This is a genomic window from Actinoplanes sp. NPDC048967 (assembly GCF_040649415.1).
Taxonomy (GTDB): Bacteria; Actinomycetota; Actinomycetes; order Mycobacteriales; family Micromonosporaceae; genus Actinoplanes.
The window spans coordinates 1044906-1065500 of sequence record NZ_JBEZFL010000002.1 but is presented as its reverse complement, the minus strand read 5'-3'; the positions used below and the strand labels follow the sequence as shown (position 1 = coordinate 1065500).

Annotated in this window: 20 protein-coding genes; 5 read left to right on the top strand and 15 right to left on the bottom strand. The window is 71.4% G+C overall.

What is annotated here, in order from left to right; all coding sequences use genetic code 11:
* Positions 1 to 152 precede the first annotated feature (152 nt).
* From AB0C12_RS11700 to AB0C12_RS11655, 10 genes are all read right to left on the bottom strand, one after another.
* Positions 153 to 1424: a chaplin family protein gene (locus tag AB0C12_RS11700; RefSeq protein WP_360546742.1), complete on the bottom strand. Its 1272-nt coding sequence runs from the start codon at positions 1422 to 1424 to the stop codon at positions 153 to 155.
* A gap of 289 nt (positions 1425 to 1713) precedes the next feature.
* Positions 1714 to 2814, bottom strand: a complete 1101-nt coding sequence (locus tag AB0C12_RS11695; protein ID WP_360546740.1) for a hypothetical protein — start codon at positions 2812 to 2814, stop codon at positions 1714 to 1716.
* A gap of 176 nt (positions 2815 to 2990) precedes the next feature.
* Positions 2991 to 3869 (bottom strand): hydroxymethylglutaryl-CoA lyase, encoded by an 879-nt coding sequence (locus AB0C12_RS11690; RefSeq protein WP_360546738.1) that lies wholly within the window; start codon positions 3867 to 3869, stop codon positions 2991 to 2993.
* Positions 3870 to 3874: 5 nt separating this feature from the next.
* Entirely contained in the window at positions 3875 to 5236 is a 1362-nt protein-coding gene (locus AB0C12_RS11685) for a biotin carboxylase N-terminal domain-containing protein (protein WP_360546736.1), read from the bottom strand.
* Positions 5237 to 5314: 78 nt separating this feature from the next.
* Entirely contained in the window at positions 5315 to 5917 is a 603-nt protein-coding gene (locus AB0C12_RS11680; protein ID WP_360546734.1) for a helix-turn-helix domain-containing protein, read from the bottom strand.
* Positions 5918 to 5969: 52 nt separating this feature from the next.
* Positions 5970 to 8828: a tetratricopeptide repeat protein gene (locus tag AB0C12_RS11675; protein WP_360546731.1), complete on the bottom strand. Its 2859-nt coding sequence runs from the start codon at positions 8826 to 8828 to the stop codon at positions 5970 to 5972.
* Positions 8825 to 10585, bottom strand: a complete 1761-nt coding sequence (locus AB0C12_RS11670; protein ID WP_360546729.1) for an HSP90 family protein — start codon at positions 10583 to 10585, stop codon at positions 8825 to 8827. Before AB0C12_RS11670 ends, AB0C12_RS11675 begins: the two co-directional genes overlap by 4 nt.
* Before the next feature lie 36 nt (positions 10586 to 10621).
* Positions 10622 to 11158 carry a VanZ family protein gene (locus tag AB0C12_RS11665; protein WP_360546727.1) on the bottom strand — a complete coding sequence of 179 codons (537 nt, stop codon included), beginning with the start codon at positions 11156 to 11158 and terminating at the stop codon, positions 10622 to 10624.
* 36 nt (positions 11159 to 11194) lie between these two features.
* Positions 11195 to 12094 carry a sulfurtransferase gene (locus AB0C12_RS11660; RefSeq protein ID WP_360546725.1) on the bottom strand — a complete coding sequence of 300 codons (900 nt, stop codon included), beginning with the start codon at positions 12092 to 12094 and terminating at the stop codon, positions 11195 to 11197.
* 5 nt (positions 12095 to 12099) lie between these two features.
* Entirely contained in the window at positions 12100 to 12873 is a 774-nt protein-coding gene (locus AB0C12_RS11655) for an SGNH/GDSL hydrolase family protein (RefSeq protein ID WP_360546723.1), read from the bottom strand.
* A 130-nt stretch (positions 12874 to 13003) separates the two neighbouring features.
* On the opposite strand from AB0C12_RS11655, the gene AB0C12_RS11650 reads away from it, so the two are divergent.
* Genes AB0C12_RS11650 through AB0C12_RS11635 form a run of 4 tightly spaced genes read left to right on the top strand, consistent with a single transcriptional unit; the run spans position 13004 to position 16299 of the window.
* Entirely contained in the window at positions 13004 to 14728 is a 1725-nt protein-coding gene (locus tag AB0C12_RS11650) for a proline--tRNA ligase (protein WP_360546721.1), read from the top strand.
* A gap of 51 nt (positions 14729 to 14779) precedes the next feature.
* On the top strand, positions 14780 to 15172 hold the full coding sequence (locus AB0C12_RS11645; RefSeq protein WP_360546719.1) for a CBS domain-containing protein: 393 nt from the start codon (positions 14780 to 14782) through the stop codon (positions 15170 to 15172).
* Positions 15173 to 15196: 24 nt separating this feature from the next.
* Positions 15197 to 15661: a SufE family protein gene (locus AB0C12_RS11640; protein WP_360546717.1), complete on the top strand. Its 465-nt coding sequence runs from the start codon at positions 15197 to 15199 to the stop codon at positions 15659 to 15661.
* On the top strand, positions 15658 to 16299 hold the full coding sequence (locus AB0C12_RS11635) for a DsbA family oxidoreductase (protein WP_360546715.1): 642 nt from the start codon (positions 15658 to 15660) through the stop codon (positions 16297 to 16299). The genes AB0C12_RS11640 and AB0C12_RS11635 overlap by 4 nt, the downstream gene beginning before the upstream one ends.
* 39 nt (positions 16300 to 16338) lie before the next feature.
* Here AB0C12_RS11635 and AB0C12_RS11630 read toward each other — a convergent pair whose 3' ends face one another.
* Together AB0C12_RS11630 and AB0C12_RS11625 are read right to left on the bottom strand one after the other, a co-directional pair.
* Positions 16339 to 16857, bottom strand: coding sequence for a GNAT family N-acetyltransferase (locus AB0C12_RS11630; protein WP_360547130.1), 519 nt, complete (start codon positions 16855 to 16857; stop codon positions 16339 to 16341).
* A gap of 98 nt (positions 16858 to 16955) precedes the next feature.
* Entirely contained in the window at positions 16956 to 17516 is a 561-nt protein-coding gene (locus AB0C12_RS11625) for a YbaK/EbsC family protein (protein ID WP_360546714.1), read from the bottom strand.
* 81 nt (positions 17517 to 17597) lie between these two features.
* Between AB0C12_RS11625 and AB0C12_RS11620 the strand changes: the two genes are divergently transcribed.
* Entirely contained in the window at positions 17598 to 18014 is a 417-nt protein-coding gene (locus tag AB0C12_RS11620; RefSeq protein ID WP_360546711.1) for a hypothetical protein, read from the top strand.
* 5 nt (positions 18015 to 18019) lie between these two features.
* Here the strand turns inward: AB0C12_RS11620 and AB0C12_RS11615 are convergent, their stop codons facing one another.
* From AB0C12_RS11615 to AB0C12_RS11605, 3 genes are all read right to left on the bottom strand, one after another.
* On the bottom strand, positions 18020 to 18415 hold the full coding sequence (locus tag AB0C12_RS11615) for an NUDIX hydrolase (protein ID WP_360546709.1): 396 nt from the start codon (positions 18413 to 18415) through the stop codon (positions 18020 to 18022).
* A gap of 140 nt (positions 18416 to 18555) precedes the next feature.
* Positions 18556 to 19842 carry a cyclopropane-fatty-acyl-phospholipid synthase family protein gene (locus AB0C12_RS11610; RefSeq protein WP_360546706.1) on the bottom strand — a complete coding sequence of 429 codons (1287 nt, stop codon included), beginning with the start codon at positions 19840 to 19842 and terminating at the stop codon, positions 18556 to 18558.
* 89 nt (positions 19843 to 19931) lie between these two features.
* Positions 19932 to 20468: a helix-turn-helix domain-containing protein gene (locus AB0C12_RS11605; protein WP_360547128.1), complete on the bottom strand. Its 537-nt coding sequence runs from the start codon at positions 20466 to 20468 to the stop codon at positions 19932 to 19934.
* Positions 20469 to 20595: the final 127 nt, after the last annotated feature.

The window sequence follows — 20595 nt, the reverse complement described above, 5'->3', positions numbered from 1 at the left end:
CACGCCGAACGGGAGCCCCCGCAGGTAGCGGGGACTCCCGTCCGTTTCGTACGACCGGCGCTGTGGAGGAGCGCCGGTTTACTGCTCGACGCCCAGGGGCGTCGCTCGGGTCACGCCCGGGACCGGCGTGACCCGGGCCTCATCGCAACTACTTACTTGCCGAGCGTGTCGAGGACGTTCAGGCCACCGACGTTCAGGCCACCCGCGTTGCTCAGGTTCTGGGTGAGGCCGTCCACGGCGCCCGCCTCCTGGGTGCTCTTGCGAGCCGGCTTGCCGTACTTGTCGTCCTGGTTGCCAGCGTCGCCGGCGATGTCGTCGTCGTCCTTGTCGCCGTAACCGTCGCCCTTGACGCCGTCGTCGCCGGCCACGTAGTCGTCGTCGTCCTTGCCACCGTTGTCGCCACCGTTGCCGTTGTGGCCGTGGCCGTTGTCGCCGCCGTTGCCCTTGTGGCCGTGGCCGTGACCGCGGTCACCGTCGACGTCGACGTCGTTGGCGCACGCCGCCGCCGAGTTGGCCAGGCCGAGAACGGCGAGCGAGTTGCCGCAGACGTTGATCGGGATGCTGATCGGCGCCGCGAGCTGCGTGCCGTTCAGGATGCCCACGTTGCGGGACGAGTCCTGCGAGAAGTCGTGGCCACGGGCCGACTCGTTCTTCGCGACGGCGGCCGAGTTGGCCTCGCCGGCGACACCGATCGAGTTGCCGGCGATGTTCAGCGGCGCGGAGATCGGGGCGTAGACCTGGGTGCCGTTGGCGATCCCGTAGTTGCCCGAGGTGTCCTGCGAGGTGGACTCGCGGCGGTGGCCGCCACCGTCACCGTTGACGCAGGCCGCCTGCGACTGGGCCAGGCCCAGGATGCTGAGCGCGTTGCCGCACAGGTTGATCGGGACGTCGATCGGCGCGTAGACCTGCGTGCCGTTCAGAACCCCGAAGTTGCCGGAGGAGTCCTGGTCGGCGCCGCGGCCGCCGCGGCCACCCCGGTTGCCCTTGCCGTGCTCGACCTTGGTGCTCTCGACGTGGTTCACACCGGCGCCGGAAGCGTTGGCCAGGCCCAGCACCGCGGCGGAGTTGCCGACCACGTTCACCGGCACGGAGATCGGCAGGTACGCCTGGGTCCCGTTGGCGATGCCGAAGTTGCCGGAGGTGTTCTGCGAGACGCCGCCCTTGCCACCGCGCTTGCGGTGCTGGCCGCTCTCGACGAAGTTGATGCCCGAGCCGGCCGAGTTGGCCTCGCCGGCCACGCCGATCGAGTTGCCGACCACGTTCAGCGGCACGGCGATCGGGGCGAACACCTGCGTGCCGTTGAGGATGCCGACGTTGCCGGAGCTGTCCTGCGAGACGTCGGCCTGCGCGGCGCCGGGGGCGAACAGCAGGGCGCCGGCCGCCAGAACACCGACGCTGAGAGTCTTACGAACCCAAGTCTTCATGGAAAGAAGATGCCTTTCGGAATTGTCAGAGAATGGTGAGACGCGTATTCAATTGATCGGTGCTTTCGGGCGCAGCGGTGCCACGAGCGTTTTTCATGGACCGCCCTGACCCCGCCTGTCGACGTGCGCCCGTTACGAGTGACGCATTGCAGAGCGGTGGCGTACCGGTGATGGGCCCCGAGGTGATTCGCCGCCTGTTCGCAAGCGGTTGGGGAATCAGGCCCGTGGTGCGGGCACACCGCATCCGCTGAGGTGCCGCGGGTGACGGAGATGCCGGCCGGTGCCGGTACTAGTCAGGTGAGACGGTCGGTGCCTCGGCGTCATGGCGCCGGACCTCGACGTCGGCCGCGATGGGCAGCCGGTGGCACGCCACCGTACTGTCCGCGACCTTGGCCGGAAGGAAGGCCGCAGAGCCGCCCTCCGTCGCAGTTGACGGCCCGGAGGCCGGAACGCCGTTCGCTGCCCCGAGGTGCACCCGCAGAGGCGCGGGTCCGTCACCGCCGGGTGTGTCGCTGACCGTCTCCGGCTCGGCCGCCGTGGCGGCGGCCCGGTGCCGGTCGGCAGCGAAGGTGTGCTGCCGGGCGACGGTCTTTCCCACCTGGTCCCGCCGGTCGGGCTGACGCTCGGCCGCCGGTACCTCCTCGTCCCTGTCCACGACCTCGCCGATCGTGCTGACCTGGTCGGCGACGATCTCGCCGGACCCGGCCAGGTCCTCATCGGACTGTTCGGCGTCCACCTCGGAGACGTCTGTCCCCGAGACCTCGGAGCCGTTCACCCGCGTCGCGGAGTGCCGCACCGGCAACGCCGGCGCACTCCCCGCCCGCGGCGGCTCGGGCTCCCGGACATCGGTGACCGGGACGAGTTTCCGGGTGTCCACCGCTTCACCGGAAAGGCGAAGTGGGGCGGTCAACCCCCGGACGACGCTGTCGACCCCGCCCAGGACGGGATCCGCGTCGTTGCTGCTCTTCGTGGCCGGGGCCGGCGTTCCCACGAGGCCCGGGAGCGCCACCGCGGCGGCGAGACGTCGGTGGTGATCGGATTCCAGCGGCTTGACAGCCGCCTTGAGGACCCGGTCCACCACCGGGACGCTGTGGCTCTCGCCGTGCACCACAGAGCCGATCAGCGACGGGCCGAGGGACAGACCCTCACCCGCCGGATCACGGTCCGCGGCGTGCGCGGCAGCGCCGGTGAGCAGCCAGGCCGCGCCGGCCAGACCGCCGACGACCAGTGCACGCAGGCCCCACCGGGATCCGGTGCGTCCTGCGCGGTGCTCCTTGCGCCGCTCCGCCCCCTGGCTGTGGGGCGGCATGAGCGCGGAGACACCGGCGGGCCGGACCGACGCGGAGCGGTACGCCGTACGCGCATCGCGCTCGACCACCCGTCCCGTCATTGTCCTGCCCCTGTCCGTCGGCTCGTTACTGCTCCGGCCGACTGCCCGCCCGCAAGGACAAGGCGATATCGGCCACTCGGTATTGGTAACGAAGCGGCACAGCGAGGGTCACGCAGGCATTCCGGAAAATTGATCGCGTCGCACCGGAAGCGAAAGAACGGTAAAGAGAATTCGGATCAGACCAATCTGGTGCGCGGCCCGGCCCGAAGAACACCCGACGGGAGTGTGCGACCGAGCAGGTCCTCGGCGAGTTCGGCCACCGCGATCAACTTGTCCAGGTCGATTCCGGTGCGGATGCCCATGTCCTCGAGCATGTGCACGAGCTCCTCGGTGGCGATGTTGCCCGAGGCGCCCGGCGCGTACGGGCAGCCGCCGATCCCGCCCACGCTCGCGTCGAACTCGGTGATGCCCAGTTCCAGGGCGGTCAGCACGTTGGCCAGCCCCGTACCCCTGGTGTTGTGGAAGTGCAGCAGGTCCGGGCGTACCTCGGTGAGCAGGTCACGGACCCGGCGCGGGGTCGCCATGCCGGTCGTGTCGCCGAATGCGATGCGGTCGGCGCCGTCGGCGCGGACCCGCTCCACGATGGACGCCACCCGCTTGGGATCGATGTCGCCCTCGAACGGGCAGCCGAAGCTGGTGGCCACGATGACCTCGAGCTTCGCGCCGGCCGCGTGGATCAGCGGGATGAGGCCGGTGATGTCGTCGAGCGACTCGTCGGTCGAGCGGTTCAGGTTGCGCCGGTTGTGGGTGTCGCTGGCCGACACCACCACCTCGATCTCGCGGAAGCCCGCCGCGATCGCCCGCTCGGCGCCGCGGGTGTTGGGGATCAGCGCGGAGTAGCGGACGTCGGGGTTGTGCCAGGCCCGCGCCCACACCTCGTCGGCGTCGGCCATCTGCGGGATGGCTCTGGGGTGCACGAAGGACACCGCCTCGATCCGGCGCACGCCGGTGCCGGAGAGGGCGTCGATGAGCCGGACCTTGTTGTCGGTCGGGATCGGCTCCTCGTTCTGCAGGCCGTCGCGCGGCGCGACCTCGCGGATCGAGACGGTGTCCATCAGCGCTACCCCTTCTTGACCTTGGTCGGGCGCATCCGGGCGACGATGCCGGTGTCGTAGTCGCCGGACCGGAACTCGTCGTTCTCCAGCAGCTCGGCGAAGAACGGCAGGTTGTGCTTGGGGCCGGCGATCTCGAAGCCGGCCACCGCGGTCCGGGCCTTGGCCAGCGCGTCCGCCCGGTCGGTGCCCAGCACGATCAGCTTGGCCATCAGCGAGTCGTAGAACGGCGTGACCGTCGTCGCCGGGCCGTAGCCGGCGTCGACGCGCACGCCGTCGCCGGTGGGCTCCACCCAGGTCGTGACCTGGCCCGGGCCCGGCAGGAACCGCTTCGGGTCCTCCGCGTTGATCCGCAGCTCGATGGCGTGGCCCGTGGTGGCGTGGATGGTCGCCGGGTCGAAGGTCGGCGCCGCCCCGGACGCGATCCGCAGCTGCTCCTCGACCAGGTCGATGCCGTGGATCAGTTCGGTGATCGGGTGCTCGACCTGGAGCCGGGTGTTCATCTCCAGGAAGAAGAACTCACCGGTGGTGGGGTCGAGCAGGCATTCGACCGTGCCGGCGTTGCGGTAACCGACCGCCTCGCCCGCCTTGACCGCGGCGGCCAGGAAACGTGCGCGCAGCTCCGGTGACACCGCCGGGGAGGGGGCCTCCTCGACGAGCTTCTGGTTGCGGCGCTGCACCGAGCACTCGCGCTCGCTCAGGGCCACCACCCGGCCGTCGGCCAGGCCCAGGATCTGCACCTCGACGTGGCGTACCCGGGGGAAGTAGCGCTCGATCAGCACCGAGCCGTCACCGAACATCCGCTCGGCGAACGCGCGGACCTTGTCGTACTCGGTGCGCAGGCCGTCCTCGTCCTCGGCGACCGCCATGCCCATGCCGCCACCGCCCGCGGCGGCCTTGACCATCACCGGGTAGCCGATCTCGGCGGCCGCCTCGATCGCGGCCGCGACGGTCGCGGCCGGATCGTGCGTGCCCGGCGCGACCGGGACACCGGCCGCCGCCATCAGGTTGCGAGCGTTGATCTTGTCGCCCATCGCGGTGATCGCGTCCGCGGACGGCCCGACCCACACCAGGCCGTTGGCCTCGACCGTACGGGCGAACTCGGCGTTCTCGCTCAGGAAGCCGTAGCCGGGGTGCACGGCCTGCGCCCCCGTCGACTTGGCGGCCTCCAGGATCGCCTCGGTGTTGCGGTAGCTCTGGGCCGGGTTGGCCGGTCCCACGCACACCGCCTCGTCCGCCTCGGTGACGAACGGCATCCCCGCGTCCGCCTCCGAGTAGACCGCGATCGACCGGATCCCCAGCCGCCGGGCGGTCCGGATGATCCGGCGGGCGATCTCGCCCCGGTTGGCGATGAGCAGCGACTCGATCATCTCGCTCTTTTCCCTCGTGCTTCCCGGCCGTCTCGGCGGCCGGCCACTCGCAAGTGCCGGGCTTTCCGCGACCTCGGGTCAGCGGCCGATGAGGGCGTGCACCGTCGCCTCGCGCAACAGCACGGCCCGGCGGCGGCGATCGACCTCACCACCGAGGAACGGCGTCGAGTTCATCAGGCCGAACGCGGAGTGGGCCAGCACCCGGGCCTCCGCCGGCTCCAGCTCGGGGCGCAGCGTGGCCAGCACGGTGACCCACTCCTCGACGTACAGGCGCTGCAGACGGCGGATCTGCCGGCGCGGCTCCTCGGGGAGGCGGTCGAGCTCGTGCAGGTGCAGGGCGATGACCGCGGGATTGGCCAGCGCGAACTCCACGTGGAACTCGATCAGGTCGGTGAGCGCGGCGTGCGCGTCCTGCGGGTGCCGGCCGACGCGTTCCTGGCCGCCGTGCAGCAGGCCTTCGCTGACCGGGATGAGCGCGGCCACCAGCATGGCCTCTTTACCGGCGAAGTGGTGATAGAGCGCCGGGCCGGTGACGCCGGCCGCGGAGCCGATGTCATCCATCGAAACACCGTGATATCCGCGTGCGGCGAAGAGGCCGACCGCGATCTCGAGGATCTCGTCCCGGCGCGAGCGCCGGCGGGGGGCCGGCGGGCCCGGACGCTGCTGCTGATCTACCGTCACCTGGCAACTCTAACCCGCTGTCAAGCCGAAGCCTTAACGGCCGTTCAGCCGATTAGTCCTCCTCCACCCCTTCGGTACGACGCAGCCGCGCGGCCTGCTCCAGGTTGCCCCCGGCCTCCAGCGCCTCGGCCAGCACCCGGGCCGTGACCTGCCGTTGCGGCGCGTCCTGGGCCATCTCCCCGAGCACCGGCCAGAGCAGGTCCTCGGCCTGCTGCGGGTGTCCGGCCCGCAGCAGCGCCTCACCCAGCAGCGTCGCGACCTGGTCGGCCTCGCCGGCCGAGCCCACCTCCCGCAGCCGCTCCGGGGCATCGGTGACGTACGGCACAGCTTCGGCCGCACGGCCCCGGGCCAGCAGCAGCCGGGCCATCTCGAAGCCGAGCATCGCCCGCTCCCACACCGCGCCCGGCTCCTCGCCCACCTCGGCGGGCAGGCCGGCGTGCTTGCGCTGGGCCAGCCTGTATGTCTCCTCGGCCGCGGCCACGTCGTCCGCCCAGTGCAGAGCCATCACCCGGCGGCGCAGCAACCGCAACTCACCGAGCGGATCGCCGGCCACCCGCAGATCCTCGGCCCCGGCACCGAACCACTCCGCGGCCTCGGCGTCACGGTCCAGCCGGAACAACAGGTCCCCGGCGTTCTCCCGGATCTGACCACGACCGGCCGGATTGTCGGCCAGCCGCCCGACCAGCTCCTCGTAGAGCGCGAGCGAGCCGGTGTTGTCACCGAGCTGGCGGTAGAGCCCGGCCAGCAGGAACCGGGTGTTGTCCGCGGCCTCGTCGTGGCCGAGCCGTTCGAGCCCCGCGAGGGCCTCCTCGGCGACCTCGGCCGCCTCCACGATCCGGCCGGCCTGCCGGTACGCGTCCGCGAGCTCCTGCCGGATGAAGGCGCCGCCCTCGTCCAGGTCCTGCTCGGCGCAGAGCGCGACGGCCTCGACCAGATCGTCGATCGCCTCACTGGGCCGGTCGAGGTGGACCAGAGCCCGTCCCCGGCCGAGCCGCGCGGTCAGGGCGGCGGCCGGCTCGCCCGCGGCCAGAACCTCACTGAACGCCTCGGCGGCCTCTCCGGGATCGGAGGTGAGCTGGCCGAACAGGGCGGCGGCGTCGGCCAGCCGCAGAGCCGGACCGTGCTCCTGGAAGTAGGCGCGCGCCTCGGCCGCCGCTGCCAGGGCCTCCTCGTGACGACCGGCGGCGGCCCGGTTCGAAGCGCGCCGAGCCAGATAGAAGGCCCGCAGACGCGGATCGTCGGTCTCCGCGGCGGCCTGCTCCGACCGGTCGTGCGCGGCGTTGGCCTCCTCGGGGCGGTCCTGGACCAGGTTGATCAGTGCCAGCCGGGACCAGGCGGCCGCCCGCTGCCGGGCGTCACCGTGCTCCTCCTGATAGGCGGTGTCCGGCTCGATCAGCGTCCGGCCCTCGTCGGGACGCCCGGCCAGCGCCACCGAGACGCCGAGCCGGCCCCGGGCCACCGACGCGTCGCCTTCCGAGCCCGCGGCGGTGAACAGGTCGATCGCCCGGCGCCACACGACCGCCGTGCCGTCCTGGTCGTCGGCGCGCCACAGCTGGCTGCCGAGCAACATCGCCCGGCGGGCCGCGCGCTGCATCACTGCGGGATCACCGTCGGCGGCGGCCACCACTTCCTCGCCGCCGAACTTGGCGTCGTACACGGCCAGGACCGCGTCGGCCTCGTCGTCGCGGTCCTGCAGCTCGTGCTCCTCGGCCAGGCCGAGCAACGTGTCGGCATCGGCGTCGGCCGGGATCTCGACCGGCTGGGCGGGCTTGGCAACCGGCTGCGGTGCGGGGGCCGGACGTCGCCGGGCGGACGCGGACAACGGCAGGACCACGTCGTAGGGCTGCGCGGCGATCTCCGCGGCGATCAGCCCGCTCTGCGCCGTGGTGCCGTTGCGCGCGTCGAAACGCAGCGACAGCGCGGTGGCGAACGCCGCCAGCTCCTCGGCGAGATCTCCGGCCGTGACGTCGTCCTTCTCCCGGCGGTGCACGATCGTCTGGCCGTGGCCCAGAGCGACGAGCCGGCGCAGCAGCAGCGCCGACGACGCGGCGAAGTTCATGCCCGCGGCCGGGGACGGCGCCCGCTCCAGCCAGTCGATGTGCCGTTGCAGGATCTCCAGCCCGCGGTTCTCGTTGCCGGTCCGCGCGCAGAACGCGATGTGGTCACCGATCTCCCACAGATCGGCGAGGTTGCCGCGCATCAACCTGTACGACCGGCGGTGGGCGTCCGCGGCCTCCTCCAGCCGGCCGGTGCGCAGATACGGCACCATCAGGCCGCTGAGGATGGTCTGCGGCTGCTCGGTGCAGCTCAGCCGCCCGGCCAGCACCGGCTCGGCCAGAGCCACCGCCTCCTCGTCGCGGCCGCGGCTGGAGAGATAGGTGACCTGCGCCGACGGGTCACAGCCGGCGCAGTCGGAGAGATCGTCGCGGGGCGTCGTGTTCCACCGCTCGTAGAGCCGGTCGGCCTCGTCCTCCAGGCCGACGTGCCGGGCCACCACGTACCGGTGTTTGTGGACGGCCTGCAGGCTGTGGCCGGCCTCCAGGTAACGGCGTTCCATGTCGTCCAGCACCGCGTACGTGCGGGCCAGCGGCACCTCGGGGAACTTGGTCAGCGCCGACACCATGTATTTGAAATGCCACAGCAGGTCCTGCTCGGTGCGGGCGTGGAAGGGCGCCGGGTCGCGGTCGAAGTCGCTCAGGCACCAGGAGAACGTGACGAACGACTTCGCGACCTCACCGCCGTACGTGTACGCCGTCGTGGCCAGGATGCGCGCCTGATAGCCCAGCTCACGGTCGCCGAGCGCGTCGGCGTGCCGGATGACCTGCTCGATGACGGCGATCTGGGCGGCCCCGTACGGCATCCGGTGGGCCTCCTGGAGCAGCCCCCACAGCTCCTCGGCGGACCGGCTCACGACGTCTCCCCCGGGACCGCCCGGCCCAGCAGGCCGAGGAACGACGTGTTGAGCAGGGCTGCGTCAGCGGGCCGGATCGGGTGGTAGCCGAGCAGCAGAGCCTGGCCGTACAGGGCTTCGACGGCCAGCGCGGTCAGGTCGGCGTCCCCGATCGCGGTGACCCGGCGGACCAGCGGATTGCGGTGGTTGAGGACCAGCTGCGGGCGGTCCGGCGGGTCGCTGTCGGCGAGCGCGTCGAGCACGCCGCCCCACAGCTCGTCGGCCTTCTCCCTGGTGGCGGTGAACTCCTCGTGGAAGTGCGCCGCGCGGCTGACCAGATAGAGCGCGGGCAGGTTGGCCGGCTCGAACGTGCGCACGACCACCTCGCAGCCCAGCCGGTCGAGCCGGCGCTGGGCGGCCGACAGGAACGGGCGCAGCCGCAGCTCGGTGGCGGCGTCCAGGGCGTCGAAGCGGGTCGCCAGGTCGGTCGGCTCCAGCCGCTCGACCTTGATGGCCCGGTCGAGCTGCGGCAACCGCTCGATGATCTCGGCGTCGTAGGTGTAGCCGCCGTTGATCAGCCCCACGTCCTGGGCCGCGGCCACGGCCGCCAACTGGCGGAACTCGTCCGTCGTGGCCGCGTACCGGATGAGGCCGTGCCGGGTGCGGAACTCGGCCAGGGTCATCTGGCCGGTGTTGGTCTCCATCGGCCACCACTGCTCGACCAGGCGCAGCATCTCGTCGTCGTGCAGGGCGAGCGCCTTGACCCCGAGGTGGTGGATGCGCAGGAACTCGGCCAGCCGGCGCGGGTCGGTCGACGCGAGCCGGACCAGCCAGCCGCGCAGCTGGTCGGCGATGGCCTCACGGGTGGCGACCAGCAGACTGTCGTCGTAGAGGGCCTCGCGGCTGGCGGTCGGGCGCAGCTCGGTGCTGTCGACCACACAGCGGGCGAAGAAGGCCCACTCCGGCAGCAGGCCCTCGACAGCCTCGGCCAGCAGCATGCGCTTGAGGTAGACCCGGTGACCGCCGCGGGTGGCCGGATTGACCGGGGTGGGCAGCACGAACGCGGCGCCGGTGAGCCCGGCCTCGGGCACGTCCAGCTCGATCACGTCGAACGGGGTGAAGCCGAGGGTGCGTTCCGCGTACGAGATCGCGGCCCGGCGACCGGCGGCCCAGGGGACCTCGCCGATGGTGACTGTGGTGCCGTCCACCGTCACGTCGACCGGCAGCAGCGAGCCGTAGAGGGTGGCGAGCTGAGTGACCGTCGGGCCGGCCAGGAACATCTCGGAACCGCGGCGCGGGATCAGGGTCACCGACGTGCCGGGCTCCCGCTCCGGCCCGGGCCGTACGTCGTAGCGACCGTCGGCGTACCCGGTCCACAGCACCGGCGGGGCGTCGGCATGGCGGGTGTGCACCCGGATCTCGTCGGCGACCAGGAAGCAGGAGAGCAGGCCGATGCCGAACTGGCCGAGGAACTCGTGCCGGGCGAAGCCGAGCTCGTCGCGCTTGGAGCTGCGGCCGATGGTGGCCAGCAGCTCGTGCACCTGCGCCTCGGTGAGACCGATGCCGTTGTCGGCGATGCGCAGGCTGCCGTCACCGGTCGTGCCGGCGGACTCGATGCTGATCCGCGCGGTGGCACCGGTCCCGTCCGGCCGCGCCGCGGTGATCGCGTCGACCGCGTTCTGCAGGAGCTCGCGCACGTAGACCCGCGGGCTGGCATAGAGGTGATGGCTGAGCAGGTCGACGATGCCCCGCAGATCGACCTGAAAGGTGTTGCTCACGTCGGTTCGTCGCCCTCCCCGTCGGCGCTGAGGCGCTCAGGGTACCGGCACGATCTGACCTTCGGTGTCCGCCTTTTCCGTGACCCACCACCGGCCCGAACAGGCGGCCGCGAGCACCGCACCGGCCGTGTTGACGATCACGTCGTCCACGCTGGAGACCCGGCCGATGGCCAGCACCCACTGCAGGGCCTCGATCACGACCGCGCTGACCGCGGCGATCGCCAGGATGCGCGGCAGCGAGGCGGCCCAGCCGAACCGGACCGGCAGGAAGAGACCGACCCCGGCCAGGACGGCCAGGTTGCCGGCGAACTGCGCGACCGCCGTGCCCGGATCGCCGGAGAACCAGGACGGCAGGTCGTGCAGCGGCACGAGGTCGATCGACCGCGGCGTGGCCTGAGGGGTGAAGAGCATGCCGAGGAACGGCAGCGTCCAGCAGAGCAGACCGACCTCGGCGAGAGCGTCGCGCCGGGACCGGCTCCGGCGCCGCCACCGGTACGCGACGACGCCGGCCAGCGGCAGGAGCAGCAGCGTGGCGATGATCGTGGCGCTGTGATCCCGCCAAGCTGCTCCCATGTCGCCGAATCTAGGCGGCGCCCGCCACGCCGACCGTCAGGAGAGACCGCCCGGCTCGGCGCCCTTGGCGATGGGAGCGCGCACCAGGTTGCCCCACTCGGTCCAGGAGCCGTCGTAGTTGCGGACCTGCGGATAGCCGAGCAGGTGGTGCAGCACGAACCAGGTGTGGCTGGACCGCTCGCCGATCCGGCAGTACGCGATCACGTCGTCACCGGTCTCCAGCCCCAGCTCGTCCCGGTAGATCTTGGTGAGCTCGTCGGCCGGCTTGAAGGTGCCGTCCTCGTTGGCCGCCGACTTCCACGGCTTGCTGAGCGCACCGGGGATGTGCCCGCCACGCAGCGCGCCCTCCTGCGGGTACGCCGCCATGTGGGTCAGCTCGCCGGTGTATTCCTGCGGGGAGCGCACGTCGACCAGCGGGCGCCCGCTGGAGATGTGGGCCATGACCTGGTCCCGGAACGCGCGCAGCGGACCGTCCTCGCGCTGCGGCACCGGATAGGTCGCCGGCGCTCGCTCGGTGCGGTCGCGGGTCAGCTCGCGGCCCTCGGCCACCCACTTCTGCCGGCCGCCGTCGAGCAGGCGCACGTCGCGGTGCCCGAACAGGCTGAAGACCCACAGGGCGTACGCCGCCCACCAGTTGAAGTTGTCGCCGTAGAACACGATCGTGTCGTCCCGGCCGATGCCCTTGGCCTCGCACATCGCGGCGAACGCGGCCGGGTCGAGATAGTCCCGGGTGAGCTGGTCGTTGAGCTCGAGGTGCCAGTCGACCTTGACCGCGCCGGGGATGTGGCCGCTCTCGTAGAGCAGCACGTCCTCGTCGGACTCGACGACCACGAGTCCGGGGGTGTCCAGGTGGGCGGCGAGCCACTCGGTGGTGACCAGCTTGTCGGGGTGGGCGTACGCCTGCAGGGCCGGCGCCGGATCGTTCTCTACTGACATGTCACTCACGCTATCGCTTCGATGGGACGCAGCTCGGGACGCTTCGCCGTCACGAGATCACCGGAGGAGGCGCCGGCGAGCCGCCGTTTGATCCAGGGTGCGAGGTGCTGTCCGGCCCAGCGCAGGTCGGCGCCGCGGGCCAGCAGCCACGGGGTGGGAGCCGGCATCGGCGGCACGAGCAGCCACTCCTCGTCGACACCGACACCGAGGGCGTCGAGCACGTGCGCGGCGACCCGGCGGTGCCCGGCCGCGGACAGGTGCAGGCGGTCGGAGCTCCACAGCAGCGGGTTGTGGAAGGCGTCGTCGGCGAAGAGGTCGATCAGGATGGCGCCGTGCCGGTCGGCCAGCTCGCGGGCGCCGTCGTTGAGGGCGGCGGCCCGGGGCCCGACGATCCGCTGGCCGGGCAGGTGGGCAGTGACGTCCGCGAACCGGAACAGGATCACGTCGGCACCGGCGGCCCGCAGCTGCGCGATGGCCGGGTCGATCTTGTGTACCAGGCCGTACGCGTCGACCCGGCGGCGCAGGATGTCGTTGCCTCCGGCGGCGAAGCTCACCAGGCTCGGCCGCATCTCCAGGGTGGGGCCGAGCTGCTCGGCGAGGACCTGGTCGAGCACCTTGCCGCGGACGGCGAGATTGGCGTAGCCGAAGCCGGGGCCGGCGTCGACGGCGAGCCGGGCGGCCACCAGGTCGGCCCACCCGCGGTAGGTGCCGTCCGGATACGAATCGTCCATGCCCTCGGTGAAGCTGTCGCCCAGCGCGACGAAGTTGTTCCAGCTCATGGCCCGTTTCCCCCGTTCCGTGGAGCCGCTTCAGCCAGTTTTGCACCGGCCCGGCCGCGCGTCAGCGTGACGCTGGCGACACCGGATAACCGGATGATTCCTGTCGGTGGTGGCTTCTAGGCTTCGTCGCATGCTGCTGCGGATGTCCACCATGCTGCTCAAGACCTTGCGCGAGGAGCCGGCCGAGGCGGAGGTGCCGAGTCACCGGCTGCTGCTGCGAGCCGGTTACATCCGGCGCTCGGCGCCGGGCGGCTACACGTGGCTACCGCTCGGCAAGCTGGTGCTGGATCGGATCACGGCGGTCGTCCGCGAGGAGATGGCAGCGATCGGCGGCCAGGAGGTGTCCTTTCCGGCCCTGCTCCCCCGCGAGCCGTACGACGTCACCGGCCGCTGGACCGAGTACGGCGACGACCTGTTCACCCTCAAGGACCGCCGCGGCGCCGACTTCCTGCTGGCGCCCACCCACGAGGAGATGTTCGCCCTGCTGGTGCAGGACATGACCAGCTCCTACCGGGACTTTCCGCTGATCCTCTTCCAGGTCCAGACCAAGTTCCGCGACGAGGCCCGCCCACGCGCCGGTCTGCTGCGCGGCCGCGAGTTCCTGATGAAGGACGCGTACTCGTTCGACCTGTCCGACGCCGGCCTGGCCGAGTCGTACGCCCGGCACCGCGCGGCGTACCAGCGCATCTTCGACCGCCTGGGCCTCGATCACACCATCGTGTCGGCGATGTCCGGGGCGATGGGCGGCTCGGCGTCGGAGGAGTTCCTGGCCACATCCGAGGTGGGCGAGGACACGTTCGTCGCCTGCACCACCTGTGGCTACGCGGCCAACACCGAGGCCGTGGTGACCCCGCTCCCCGCTGTCCCGGAGCGCGAGCACCACCCGCTGACCGTCCATGACACTCCGGAAACTCCGACGATCGCCGCGCTCGTCGAGCTGGCCAACAAGCAGTCCCTCGACGGCCGCACCGACTGGACCGCGGCTGACACCCTCAAGAACGTGGTCGTCACCGTGCACCACCCCGGCCGGGAGGACAGCCTGCTGGTCGTCGGCGTGCCGGGTGACCGCGAGCTCGACCTCAAGCGGCTGGACGCGGCCCTGAGCCCGGCGACCGCCACCATGTTCGACGACTTCGCCGCCCGGCCCGACCTGGTCAAAGGTTACATCGGCCCGCAGGGGCTCGAGCTGCGCTTTCTCGCCGACCCCCGGATCGCGCCCGGCACCGCCTGGCTCACCGGCGCCAACGAGCCGGGCCGGCACGCGACCTCGGTCGTCGCCGGCCGCGACTTCACCCCCGACGGCACGATCGAGGCGGCCGAGGTCCGCGCCGGCGACGGCTGCCCGGCCTGCGGCGAGGGCGAGCTGGCCATCCGGCGCGGCATCGAGATCGGGCACATCTTCCAGCTCGGCCGCCGCTACACCGACGTCTTCTCGGTCGACGTGCTCGGCGCGGACGGCAAGCCGGTGCGCCCGACCATGGGCAGCTACGGCATCGGGGTCTCCCGGGCGGTCGCCGCCGTCGCCGAGCAGCACCACGACGACCGCGGCCTGCTCTGGCCGGACGAGGTCGCCCCGGCCGACGTGCACGTCATCGCGGCCGGCAAGGACGGTCAGATCGACGCCGCCCTCACCCTGGCCGCAGACCTGGCCGCCCAGGGTCTGCGGGTGCTGGTCGACGACCGGCCGCAGCTTTCGGCCGGCGTGAAATTCACCGACGCCGAGCTGATCGGCATCCGGCGCATCGTGGTGGTCGGCCGCCGGCTGGCCGAGGGGTACGCCGAGTTCCGCGACCGCCGCACGGACGAGCGACTCGATGTACCGATCGCCGACGTGGTGCGTGTAACGATCGGATAGCACGGGTACGGGCTGGACACGAGTGACACGAGAACGGGGAGGTCACCACCCATGGCGAGGACCACGGTCGCTGAGGTCATGACCAGGCGGGTGGTCTACCTGCCGGGCGACACCATGCTGGACGAGGCGGCGCAGGCGATGCGCGACCAGTCCATCGGCGACGTCGTGGTGACCGCGGGCCCGACCATCTCCGGGCTCGTCACCGATCGCGACATCGTGGTCCGGGCCATCGCCGACGGCCGGCCACCGAAGTCGACGACCCTGGCCTCGATCGCCACCCATGAGCTGATCATGATCGAGCAGTCGGCCGGGGTGGACGAGGCCGTCCAGGCGATGCGCGAGCGCGGCGTCCGCCGGCTGCTCGTCTGCGACGCGGACCGCAACGTGGTCGGCATCATCAGCCTCAGTGATCTGGCCCTCCTGCCGACCTCGGCCGCGGCCTGACCCCCTCGACGTAAGGTCGGATCCGTGAGCGACATGCCTGCCAAACTGGCCGAGATCGTGGACGACTTCGCCTCCGCCCCGCGCGACGTGGTGCTGGAGATGCTGCTGGAGTTCTCCGACGCGGTGCCCCCGCTGCCCGACTCCCTCAAGGGCCACGAGGGCATGGAGCAGGTGCCGGAATGCCAGACGCAGTTCTTCCTCCGCGCCGAGGTGCAGCCGGACGACACGGTCCGCACCTACTTCGACTGCCCACCCGAGGCGCCGACGACACGGGCCTTCGCGGGCATCCTCGCCGAGGGCCTGGAGGACGCGTCGACCAGCGAGATCCTGGCGGTGCCGGACGACCTCTACAACCGGATGGGGCTGGCCACGGCGATCAGTCCGTTGCGGATCCGCGGGGGCACGGCGATCCTCGGGCGACTCAAGCGCCAGATCCGCGAGCAATCCGACCGCCCCACCGCCGCCCTTGACCGGACCGAAGAATCTTGAACATAGAGATCTGGTACGACCTTGTCTGCCCCTGGTGCTACCTGGGCAAGCGCCGGCTGGAGGCGGTGCTGCTCGGCTTTGCCGGGGGCGCGTCGATGACCTTCCGGGCGTACCAGCTCGATCCCGCGCCGGTCCCGGTGCCGGTACCGATCTGGCAGGCGATGACGGTCAAGGTCGGCAACCCGCGGCAGGTCGACCAGATGATCGCGCACGTAACGGAGATAGTCCGCGGGGAGGGGCTGGCGCTCGACTACGAGCGGGCAGTCGCGGCCAACACGTTCGACGCCCACCGGCTGGTGGCTTGGGCCGCCGCGCAGGAGCTGCAGCTCAACATGATCGAGACCCTGCAGCACGCGCACTTCGCACAGGGGGCCGACCTCGGCTCCCACGCCGTGCTGGCCCAGCTGGCCGGGTCGATCGGGCTGGACGCACGGGCGGCGTTCGCCTACCTGGCCACGCCGGCCGGCACGGATGCGGTGAACGCCGACCTGGCCGAGGCTCGCGAGCTGGGGATCACCAGCGTGCCGACGTACGTGGTCGACCGGCGGTTCGTCATCCAGGGCGCGCAGGAGCCGGCGGCCCTGACTTCGGCACTGGAGGAGATCGCCCGGCGAGAGGCCGTCGACTCCCCTCGATGAACCGTCCGCGCTTCACCGTTCACTGTTTCACGTGAAACGTTATTGATCGTTGTGGATGGGACGGATCATGGCGATTCGGTACTCCGGGTCCAGGCCGTGTTCGGCTTCCTCGATCATGAGCGCCCGCAGCCCGGGCCCTTGCTCGGCACCCGGCAGCACGGTGAAGCCGAGCCGCTCGTAGTACGGGCCGTTCCACTGCACATCGCGGAAGGTCGTCAAGGTGAGGGCGGGTAGGCCCTGACCGGCGGCCCAGCGTTCGACGTGGTCGATGAGGGCGTGGCCGATCCGCTGGTGGGCCTGGTCGGGGTGGACGCTGACCTGCTCGATGTGCGCGTTGCCGTCGACCCGCTTGACCAGGATGAAGGCGATCGGGCGGTCGGTGTCGTCGACAGCCACCCAGGAGAGACCGGCACGCTGGTATTCGGTCAAGACCTCGATGGTGGGGTCCGGGTCGTCGGCGATGTCGCTCATGCCGATGGCGCGGAAGAGCTCACCAGCTGCATGCTCGATCCGCTGGATGACGGTCAGGTCGGCGGGCCGGGTCGGCCGGATCTGCATCACGCCTCCGACCGAACCAGGACCGAACCAGCCGGTCCACCCAATTCTTTTGCGGCCGAGCCGCGTCGGCCACCCTGCGCCCCGGAATCACGCCCCGGTCAGATCTCGCGAGCGAGCCCGTCGATGACCTCGGCACCGGGCAGCGCCCCCAGCGCCGGCCCCGCGATCGCGATCTTGCTGTGCCGTACCCCGGACCCGATGATCACGTGCGGGGTCGCGACGACCCGCGCGTCGACCAGCACCGGCCACGACTGCGGCAGCCCGATCGGCGTGATGCCCCCGTACTCCATGCCCGTGAGTCGCACCGCGTCGTCCATCGGCGCGAAGCTCGCCTTGCGCACATCCAGGTGCCGGCGCACGATGCCGTTCACGTCGGCGCGGGTGGTGGCCAGGACCACGCAGGCCGCGTACCGGGTGATCTCACCGCGGCGGCCCGCCACGATCACGCAGTTGGCCGACTCCCCGAGCGTCACGCCGTACGCCTCGCAGAAGGCGGCCGTGTCGGCCAGGTCCGCGTCGATGGGCGCGACCAGCACCTGGTCCCCGTCGATGGGCGCCTCCGCCGGCCACACCTCCAGCGCGGCTGCGACCGGCGCCGCGAGCAGGTCGAGCCGGGACATCGCGGGTTCGAGCTTCAGGGTTCCGATCACGTCGGACATCCTCCCCCGAACCGCCCTCGGATAACCAGAAAGTCACCCCGCTCCTCAGGCCGGGCGAGATCTTGCCGACTGTCAGTGGGTGTGGAGGAGAGACGCAGCGCCCGGGTCGGGACCGTCAGCGGTCTCGCTCTGCTGGCCGGCGGCACGGCCGTCGCGGCAGTCGCCGGCGGCGCCCACTCGGTCTTCTCCACCGTGCTGCTCGGCCTGCTCGCTTGCGGGATGGGCCACGCGCTCCTGACGGAGATCCAGCGGCAGGCGCGCCGCCGCGGCCCCGGCGGCTGGGCCGCCCAGGACACGATCAACACGGCGTTGCTCGCTTGCTGGACGGTGGGCGCGCTGAGCATGACACTCCTGGCCGTCGCACCGATCATGGTCCGGGCCGTGGGTGCCCTGCTGACTCTGGGGTACGCGCTGAGCTGCACCTACTTCGTCCTCGAACGCCGCCGCACGATCACGTCGCCGGCCCCCGAAGCCGCGGCTGCCCCCACCGACCAGTAACCGGGTCAGTCCACCGGCAGCGCGACGATCATCGGCGGGATCGGCAGGCCGGGCCCGTCCGGGCGTACGTCGGGCAGCGGCACCCAGTCGAGCCCGACCGGCAGCGGACCACCGACGTGCGGCCCGAGCTGCGGCTCACCGTCCGCCACGGTCACCGCGAACACCGACGTCATCCCCGACGGGTACGGCGTGTCCAGCAGGTACCGCGCTTCCTTGACCACCAGGCCGACCTCTTCGAGCACCTCACGGCGTACCGCATCCTCGGCGGTCTCGCCGGGGTCGATGCCGCCGCCGGGCAGCGTCCACCATTCCCGGTTGCCGTCCCGCAGGCTGCGCTCGTGCACCATCAATACCCGGCCGTCCCGCACGATGATGGCCGCGGCTCGCTTCCGTCCACTCACGAATGAAGGCTAACTGTCAGACCGTGGCCGCATGGTCACGGGCATCCGGCGAGGATGCCTGTCTTCGGGCCCTGTCGACCGCTCCGACCGGCGCTTTCTCAGGGCCGGCCGAGCCGGGCACCACTTGACCGTGGCAACGGTCACATCGATGCACCCGACCACTCCCGACGGGTCGGCGGCATGTGGCTGGTGCCGTCGCGGTGCGCCCGTACGCACAGCACCTGGTTGACCCCGATCCGCGCCTGCTCGAACGACATCGCCGAAGCCGCCATGTACAACCGCCAGACCCGGGCCCGTCCCGCCCCCACCAGCCGTACGGCCGTCGACCAGTTCGCTTCCAGGTTGGCCGTCCACGCCCGCAACGTCCGCGCGTAGTGCTCGCGCAGAGCCTGCACGTCCCGCACCTCGAAGCCGGCCTCCTCCAGCAGCGACACCGTCGTCCCCACCGGCGCCAGCTCACCGTCCGGGAAGACGTAGGCGTCGATGAAGGAGCGCCGTTTCCGTTCGGCCGGGGGTGCCGGGTGCAGGGCCGCGATCTGGTGATTGAGCAGCCGTCCGCCCGGCTTGAGCTGCCGGAACAGAATGGCGGCGTACTCGGCGTACGGGCCGGTGCCGACGTGCTCGGCCATGCCCACACTGGAGACGGCGTCGAACGAGCCGTCGTCGACGTCGCGGTAGTCCTGGATCCGGATCTCGACGTGCGCGGTGAGCCCGGCCTCGGCCACCTGCTTGCGGGCGTGATCGGCCTGCTCCGCCGACAGGGTGATCCCGACGACGTCGACGCCGTACTCGCGGGCCGCGTGCAGCGCGAGCCCACCCCAGCCGCAGCCGACGTCCAGCAGCCGCATGCCCGGTCTGAGCTCCAGCTTGCGGCAGATCAGGTCGAGCTTGTCGCGCTGCGCGTCGGCCAGCTGGTAGCCGGCGTCCGTGCTGGTCCAGTAGGCGCAGGAGTAGACCATCGTCTCGCCGAGGACGAGCCGGTAGAAGTCGTTGCCGACGTCGTAGTGGTGGCTGATCGCCTGACGGTCACGGCCCCGGCTGTGCCGCGAGCCGCGCATCGCGATCTCCTCCGGCGGCGGCTTGGGCTGCGGTCCGAGCAGGCCCAGGCGTACGAGCTCAGCGGCGACGGCACGTTTCGGCAACCCGTGGACGTCGGCACCGCGGAAGATCAGCGCGGCGAGCCGGCCGAGGGCGTCGTACAGGTCACCCTCCACGTCGAGGTCGCCGGACACGTACGCCCGGGCCAGGCCGAGCTCATCGGGCCGCCAGATGAGCCGGCGGAGGGCCCGTCTGTTCCGGATGATCAGGATCGGCGTACCGGTGGGGCCGGCCTCGGAGCCGTCCCAGGCGCGGAGGCGGACCGGCAAGGGCGACTGCAGCAGGTTTTTCAGCAGTTCGCGCAGCTGGGCGGCGGTGGAAGAAGGCATCGAACCTCCCGGATGCCGACAGAATCTTAGTAGAGCTAACTATTCACCCGGCAACCTCCGGTCAGAAGAGGCTGTGACGCACGAGTCAGTCAGACGCTGCGCAGCACCCGTTCGAACTTCTCCGGCGGCATCGACCGGGCGTGGTCCCGGCGGGTCTCGGCGAACGCCGCCACCACCGCCCGCCGTTCGCTCTCCGGCAGAATCCCGGCGAACGGCGACGTCTCCCGGAGCTCGACGGCGTAGGCGGCCGACGAGGTCAGCGCCTCCAGCACGGCCTCGACCCCCTGGTCCAGGACGGCGTCCCACCGGTCCAGCCACTCCCACGCCCGGCCCTCGGGATGGATCCGCCGCAGCCGTCGCAGGTTGATCGCGGCGGCGGCCAGCACCGCCCGGGGATTGCGGACCAGCCGTCCGGCGACGGCCCGGTGCAGCCACAGCGTCTCGAGCTGGTCCCGGTCCATCCGCGGCTGAATCAGGGCCTCGACATCGCAGCGGCGGATGCGCCGCCGCGAGCTGATCGTCACGTACGGCAGCAGCCCCCGCAGACAGAGGTCAACCACATGCGCCCGCGACGAACGCAGCAGCACAGCCGCCTCGCCAGTCGTCAACCACTCCCGTGTGCGCATCGTCACACGTGGATATTGACCGGGAGCCCCGACCCACCGCAACAACCGAACGGCTCTTGACTCTTTCACGGGGTAGCCGCCTCCATCATCATCGGGCACCGCCACGCGTCCCGAGGGGATCCGTGGC